Source organism: Actinoplanes sp. NPDC048791, from assembly GCF_040650095.1.
Classification (GTDB): domain Bacteria; phylum Actinomycetota; class Actinomycetes; order Mycobacteriales; family Micromonosporaceae; genus Actinoplanes.
In genome coordinates, this window is the sequence record NZ_JBEZGQ010000448.1 from 1 (window position 1) to 6528 (window position 6528).

A 6528-nucleotide genomic window follows, 5' to 3' on the forward strand; every position below is an offset into this window, starting at 1 on the left:
CGGGGAGGCGGCCGGCGTCGGCTCGCTCGGCTCGACGGTCACCGGCGGCACGGTCGGCAGGGCCACGAAGAGTGGTCCGGGACGCTTCTCATCGCGGGAGGTGACGGCCAGTCCGACCGCGGCGAGCAGGGTGATCACGGCGGCGGCGACCACGACCGTACGCGTCCGGCCCGGCGCGGTGGCCCGGTGCGGCGCGGGAGCCGTGACGGCGGCCATCGGGACGCTCGCCGACGTACGCGGGGGTGGGGCGAAGTGCTGGGGCGGTGGTACCCACTCGTCGGCGAGCGGGCCGTCCTCTGGCGACATCCGGATCCGTTCACTGGGCACAAGACTGCGGGACGCCGCGCGGGCGGTGCAGCAGCAATATTCGGGGCAAAAGCGGCCCGTGGCAAGAGGCAATCCTCGGTTCACCGTCAGTGATCGATCCGAACCGCACTCCCATCCGTAGTCACGAGGGAATCACCACGCGCCGACGACCGCGGCGAACCCGCGGCCGGCGGTGCTTGCCCTCGAGGGAGCAACGCGCAGTGGACAATCCCGCACCGGCAGATCCGGACGCCCCGTACCGGCGTCCCGCCGACCCGACGCCGCCCACGCTGCCGTCGATCTCGGACTACTGGCCCGACGCGCCGCACCGCATCGGCCCGCCCGCCGACCACTACACCGACGAACCCACGGAAGCGGCAGTCGACGCACTGCTGCGCTCCGGCACCCGCGAAGGCGACCGCGAAGGCACCCGCGAAGGCACTCGCGAAGGCACTCGCGAAAGCACCCGCGAAAGCACCCGCGAAGGCGCCCGCGAAAGCGACCGCTCCGGCCGCCCGAACGGCACCGACCACCTCACGTTCGCGCCGCCCCGCAGGTCGAAGCGGTCCCTGCTGGCGGTCGTGGCGCTGGCCGCCGTACTCGTGGCCGGGGCCGGCTTCGCCGGGTTCGTCCTCGTCGGCAAGGATTCGCCCCCGGCCGCCCAGGCCCCGCAGCCCGATGCCGAGGTACCACCCCCGGCGACCGCACCGCCGCAGCCCATCGAGCCGCAGACCATCGATCCCCAGACCGACCCGCCGTCCTCGGCGCCGGCACCGGCCAACGTGATCTCCGCGCCCGCGCGGGGCCGCGCCGAAGCCGCGTTCGAGCTGGTCAGCAACACCGCGGTGATCGACCTGCGGACCGGGGACATCGGCGGCGACCTGTACCGGATCACCACGCCGCAGGACGGCAGCGTGGTGCCACGCGCGCAGGTCAACGCCAAGGGCGTGCGGCTGTTTCTCGACGAGAAGGCCAAGCGGCCCGACGCGGCAGTCACCGTGCTGCTCAACGCCGAGGTGCGGTGGAGCATGCGGATCACCGGCGGGATCAAGGCCGGGGTCTTCGACCTCGGCGACGCCAAGGTGGACGCGGTGGACTTCGCCGGCGACGCGGCGCGCATCGATCTGACGCTGCCGCGGCCTGACGGCACGCTGCCGATCCGGTTGTCGGGCGGGGTGAACCGCTTCGAGGTCTCCACGGACCAGGGCGTGCCGGTACGGGTACGGGCCCGCGGCGGCGCCGGTCAGGTGAAGCTGGACGGGCGCACCGACGACGGGGTGGCCCGGGGTGCCTCGTTCCTGTCGCCGCACTGGGCCGACAGCAAGAACCGGATCGACCTGGACGCCGTGGCCGGGGTCGGCACACTGCGGGTGGGCCGCGGCTGAGCCGGCAGGGCCCGAGGTGGCCGGACCCGAGGTGGTAGGTGCCGTCCGTGGGCGACGGCCGGCACCTACCCGGGTCGGGTGATCAGTTGTTGACGCAGCCGGCGTTGCTGTTCGCGAGGCCGAGGATCGCGATGCTGTTGCCGCAGACGTTCAGCGGGATGTGCACCGGGAAGTACGCCTGGTTGCCGTTCAGCAGGCCGACGTTGCCACTGCTGTGCTGGCTGCCGTGGTGACCCTTGTTGTGGTGGTGGTTGTAGTCGTAGTCGTCGTCGTAGCCGTGCGCGCTCGCGGGGGCCGAGAACGCCAGGGCGGCGGTGGCCACTCCCACGATCAACGCGAAGCCTCGAACCAGTTTCATGACGAACCCTTCTCTTGCGGACAGGTACTGAGATCAAGCTAGCGGCCTCTTTGAGGTGTTTCGCACCTTTTAGGAAAATCCGCCACGATTCAGTACCTGCCCGCCGGAGAGGGTCAGGCCAGGGCTCGGCGCAACGCGTCCGTCCGGAGCGCCCACGTACGCCGGGACAGCGCCGCGTCAGCCGCGAAGGTCTCGGCCGCGTGATAGCTCCCCGGGTGGACGTGCAGCTCGGTGGGCACCCCGGCCGCCATCAGCCGCTGGGCGAAGGCGATGTCCTCGTCCCGGAACATGTCCACGGTGCCGACGTCGATGAAGGCCGGTGGCAGCCCGGTCAGGTCCTCCGCGCGGGCCGGGGCGGCGTACTGGTCGGCCTCCTTGCCGCCCAGGTACCAGGCCCAGGCCTCGATGTTGCCGGCCCGGTCCCAGATGCCGATGTCGGTGATCTCGTGGCTGGACGCCGTCTCGTTGCGGTCGTCGACCATCGGGTAGATCGGCATCATGAACCGCAGCGCCGGGCCACCCCGGTCGCGGGCCATCAGCGCGGTGGCGATGACCAGGCCACCGCCGGCGCTGCCGCCGTAGAGGGCCAGCCGGTCGGGGTCGATACCGAGTTCGTCCGCGTGCGCCGCGGTCCACAGCAGACCGGCGTAGCAGTCCTCGGCCGGGGCCGGGTGCGGGTTCTCCGGGGCCAGCCGGTACTCGACCGAGACCACGACCGCACCGACCTCGTCGCAGAGCAGGGTGGCGGTCGGGTCCTCTCCGGCGATGTTGCCGAGGATCATCCCGCCGCCGTGGATGAAGTAGATGCCCGGCAGGGTGCCTGTGGCGTTGCGCGGCCGGTAGATCCGTACGGTGATGTCGGGGTCGCCGACCGGCCCCGGCACCGTCCGGTCCTCCTTGACCACGTTCGGGTTCTCCGGCACCTCGATGGCGCCGAGCAGCGCCTCGACGGTGGCGCGGCGCTGGACGATGTCCGGGATGGCGTTGAAACCACCGGGCAGGGCCTCGAGCAGACCCTCCAGCGGTACGGCGACCTCAGGGTCGATCAGATGACGTCGGGACATGGGTGCTCTCCTTCGCGGATCGTCAGACGGTGAGGGCGAAGCCCTCGTAACCCTTCGCGGCGACCTCGTCGCAACGCTTGCGGTACGCGCCCACCCCACCGGCGTACGGCATGAACACCCGCGGCTTGCCGGGCACGTTGGCGCCCATGTACCAGGAGTTCGCCTTGGGGTAGAGCGTGTAGCCGGCGATCTCGTTGACGTGCGCGACCCAGTCGTCCTGGGCCTGCGGGGTGGCCTCGATGGTGCGCAGCCCCTCGGCGTCCAGGTGCCGGATGACCCCGGCCACCCAGTCGACGTGCTGCTCGATCGAGACCACCATGTTGGACAGCACCGACGGGCTGCCCGGGCCGGTGATCATGAACATGTTCGGGAAGCCGGCCGACCCGAGGCCCAGGTACGTCCGCGGCCCGGCCTGCCAGGTCTCCTTGAGCGAGACACCGTCACGGCCGCGGATGTCGACGTTGGTCAGCGCACCCGTCATCGCGTCGAAGCCGGTGGCGTAGACGATGATGTCGGCCTCGTACTCGCGCTCGGCGGTCCGTACGCCCTTCTCGGTGATCTCCACCAGCGGGGTGCGCCGCAGGTTGACCAGGTGCACGTCGGGACGGTTGTACGTCTCGTAGTAGCCGGTGTCCAGGCACGGCCGCTTGGTGCCGACCGGGTAGTCCGGGCACAGGTCGTCGGCGACCTCGGAGTCCTTGACGACCTCGTGGATCTTGCGGTGGATCCACCGTTTCGCCGTGTCGTTGGCCGCCTGGTCGGTCGCCAGGTCGGTGAAGGTGGAGAGCAGGTTGACCAGGCTCCCGCTCTCCCAGGCCGCCTCGTAGATGGCGTCGCGTTCCGCGTCCGAGACCTCCAGCGCGGACTTCGTCGGCACGGTCACCGGGATGCCGGCGGCGGACTCGCGCTGCGCCTGCCGGTACGCCCGGTAGCTCGCCTTGCGCTCGGCGATCTCGTCCGGCCGCAGCGGCCGGTTGCGCGCCGGCAGCGAGTACGCCGGGGTGCGCTGGAAGACGGTCAGGTCCGCGGCCTGCTCGGCGATGACCGGGATGGACTGCACCCCCGAGGAGCCGGTGCCGATGAGCGCGACCCGCTTGCCGTCGAAGTCCACGCCCTCGTGCGGCCAGTGCGCGGTGTGGTAGGTCGCGCCCTTGAACGACTCCAGCCCCGGGATCTCCGGCATCTTGGAGGCGGACAGGCAGCCGGTGGCCATCACGAAGAACCGGGCGCTGACGGCGTCGCCGTGCTCGGTGCGGACGAGCCAGGTGCCGGCCTCCTCCTCCCAGGTCGCGGCGGTCACCCGGGTCCGGAAGACGATGTCGCGGCGCAGGTCGAAGCGGTCGGCGACGTGCCGGGCGTACTTGAGGATCTCGGGCTGGGTCGGGTAGCGCTCCTCCCACTGGTACTCCTGCTCCAGGTCCGGGGAGAAGGAGTACGAGTAGGCGAGGCTCTCCACGTCGACCCGGGCACCGGGATAGCGGTTCCAGTACCAGGTGCCGCCGACGTCGGTGCCGGCCTCGAAGACGACGACGGACAGGCCCTGCTCGCGGAGCTGGTGCAACAGGTACATGCCGGAGAAACCGGCCCCGACGACGACGGCGTCGACGGACCGTGGGGTGGGCTGGGCTTCGGAAGCGGACATCATGCCTCCCGGGGTACGGCTGCGTACGAGGTGCCGGTGCCGGCGGCGGGCGCACACCCTGCAGTGCGTGCGTCATCGCGGCGCGGCCGGCGGTGCGGAACGCGCGCTGGGGGCAGCGCGGACGGGAAATCTGTGCGGTCGTGTGACCTGCCCCACAACGTAGAATGCATCCTGCATGCGAGTCAATGTTTCCGCCGGGTTACGACTGATCGGCCCAGCTCATAACTGATCGGTCCAGCTCGCAACCGCTTCAGTCGGCCCCGCCGGGGTCGATAGAAGGACCATGAGGCGGAGCGGGAACAGCCGGGGCACCAGCGCGGGCTCGCGCGTGTTCCTCGCCTATGCCGCCGCCAGCCTGGTGCTCGTCGGGCTGCTGGGCGTCCTGCTCGTGCAGGGCTACCGCGACGACGCCGCCCGGCAGAGCGCGGATCAGGGCCGCGCCCAGGCCTCGGTCATCGAGGAGATGGCCGTCGCCCCCGCCCTGGACGGCGCCGACCTCGCGGCCGGGCTCACCACGGACCAGCGGCAACGCCTGCAGGAGGCCACCGACCTCGCGATCTTCCACGGCTCGGTGCTCAGCATGCGGCTGCGCAGCTTCGCCGGGCAGGTCGCCTTCTCCGACGACGGCTCCACCGCCGGCGGCATCCCGGTGTCCGCCCCGGCCTTCCGCGAGGCGGCCGCGGGCCGTACCGACGTCGCGGTCGTCGCCGACTCGCGGCGCAGCTCCGGCATGGTCATCCGGGTGCTCCAGCCGGTCATCGTCGGCGCCTCCGGGCAGGCGGTGGGCGTGCTCGAGCTCTACCTGCCGTACGACGCGATCGCCGCGCACCTGCACCGGCAGATGTACGTCACGTACTGGCGGCTCGGCGCGGCCCTGGCCGGGTTGTACCTGGTCCTCGCCCTCATCGCGTGGTCCACCTCGCGATCGCTGCGCCGCTACGCCTCCCGGCAGGAGCACGAGGCGCTGCACGACGCGCTGACCGGCCTGCCCAACCGCGCCGCCTTCCGCTCGCGCGCCCGGGAGACCGTCGCCGCGGACGGTCCCGGCGGCGCCGTCGTGCTGGTCGACCTCAACCGCTTCAAGGAGGTCAACGACACGCTGGGTCACCACGCCGGGGACGAGTTGCTCAGAGTGGTGGCGTCCCGGCTGTCCGGCGCGCTCGGCGGCACCGGCACCGTGGCCCGGCTGGGCGGCGACGAGTTCGGTCTGATCCTGCCGGGGCTCCCCCGCGACGCGGTGCTGGACCTGCTCGAGGCGGCCCGCGGCGAGCTCGTGCGGGAGACCCTGCTCGACGGCGTCGCGCTGCGCATCGAGGCCAGCTTCGGCGTGGCGTTGTACCCGGAGCACGGCACCGACGTCGAGGAGCTGCTCCAGCACGCCGACGCCGCGATGTACCAGGGCAAGCGCGGCACCTCCGACTTCGTCCTGTACGACCGCAGCCAGGTCGCGCAGCCCGCCCACTGGCTGGTGGTGCAGACCGAACTGCGCCACGCGCTGGAGCGCGACGAGCTCGTCCTGCACTACCAGCCCAAGGTGCGCCTGGCCGACGACGGGATCAGCGGCCTGGAGGCGCTCGTGCGCTGGCAGCACCCGCAGCGCGGACTGCTGTCGCCGGCCGAGTTCCTGCCCGCGGCCGAGCAGTCCGGGCTCATCGAGCCGCTGACCGCCTGGGTGCTGCGCCGGGCCCTGGAGGACCAGGCCGGCTGGACGGCGCTCGGCCAGCAGTGGCCGGTGGCCGTCAACGTCTCGGCCCGCAACCTCGAGGCCCCCGG

5 protein-coding genes and 1 pseudogene are annotated in these 6528 nt (G+C 71.8%); 2 read left to right on the plus strand and 4 right to left on the minus strand.

Translation table 11 applies throughout. The annotated features are described in order from the left end of the window. Positions 1–306: pseudogene (locus AB0C29_RS27495) on the minus strand (hypothetical protein); the annotation flags it as partial. A gap of 221 nt (positions 307–527) precedes the next feature. Between AB0C29_RS27495 and AB0C29_RS27500 the strand changes: the two are divergent. After that, on the plus strand, positions 528–1691 hold the full coding sequence (locus AB0C29_RS27500; RefSeq protein ID WP_360825781.1) for a hypothetical protein: 1164 nt from the start codon (positions 528–530) through the stop codon (positions 1689–1691). 82 nt (positions 1692–1773) lie between these two features. On the opposite strand, the gene AB0C29_RS27505 is transcribed toward AB0C29_RS27500, so the two are convergent. From AB0C29_RS27505 to AB0C29_RS27515, 3 genes are all read right to left on the minus strand, one after another. Then, positions 1774–2049, minus strand: a complete 276-nt coding sequence (locus AB0C29_RS27505) for a chaplin (protein ID WP_360543138.1) — start codon at positions 2047–2049, stop codon at positions 1774–1776. Between the two features lie 113 nt (positions 2050–2162). Continuing rightward, positions 2163–3113: an alpha/beta hydrolase gene (locus tag AB0C29_RS27510; RefSeq protein ID WP_360825784.1), complete on the minus strand. Its 951-nt coding sequence runs from the start codon at positions 3111–3113 to the stop codon at positions 2163–2165. 22 nt (positions 3114–3135) lie between these two features. Then, complete coding sequence (locus AB0C29_RS27515; RefSeq protein ID WP_360825787.1) at positions 3136–4755, minus strand: NAD(P)/FAD-dependent oxidoreductase; 1620 nt, start codon at positions 4753–4755, stop codon at positions 3136–3138. 283 nt (positions 4756–5038) lie between these two features. Here AB0C29_RS27515 and AB0C29_RS27520 point away from each other — a divergent pair. Beyond that, on the plus strand, positions 5039–6528 hold a 1490-nt coding region (locus tag AB0C29_RS27520), incomplete at its 3' end, for a diguanylate cyclase domain-containing protein (RefSeq protein WP_360825791.1).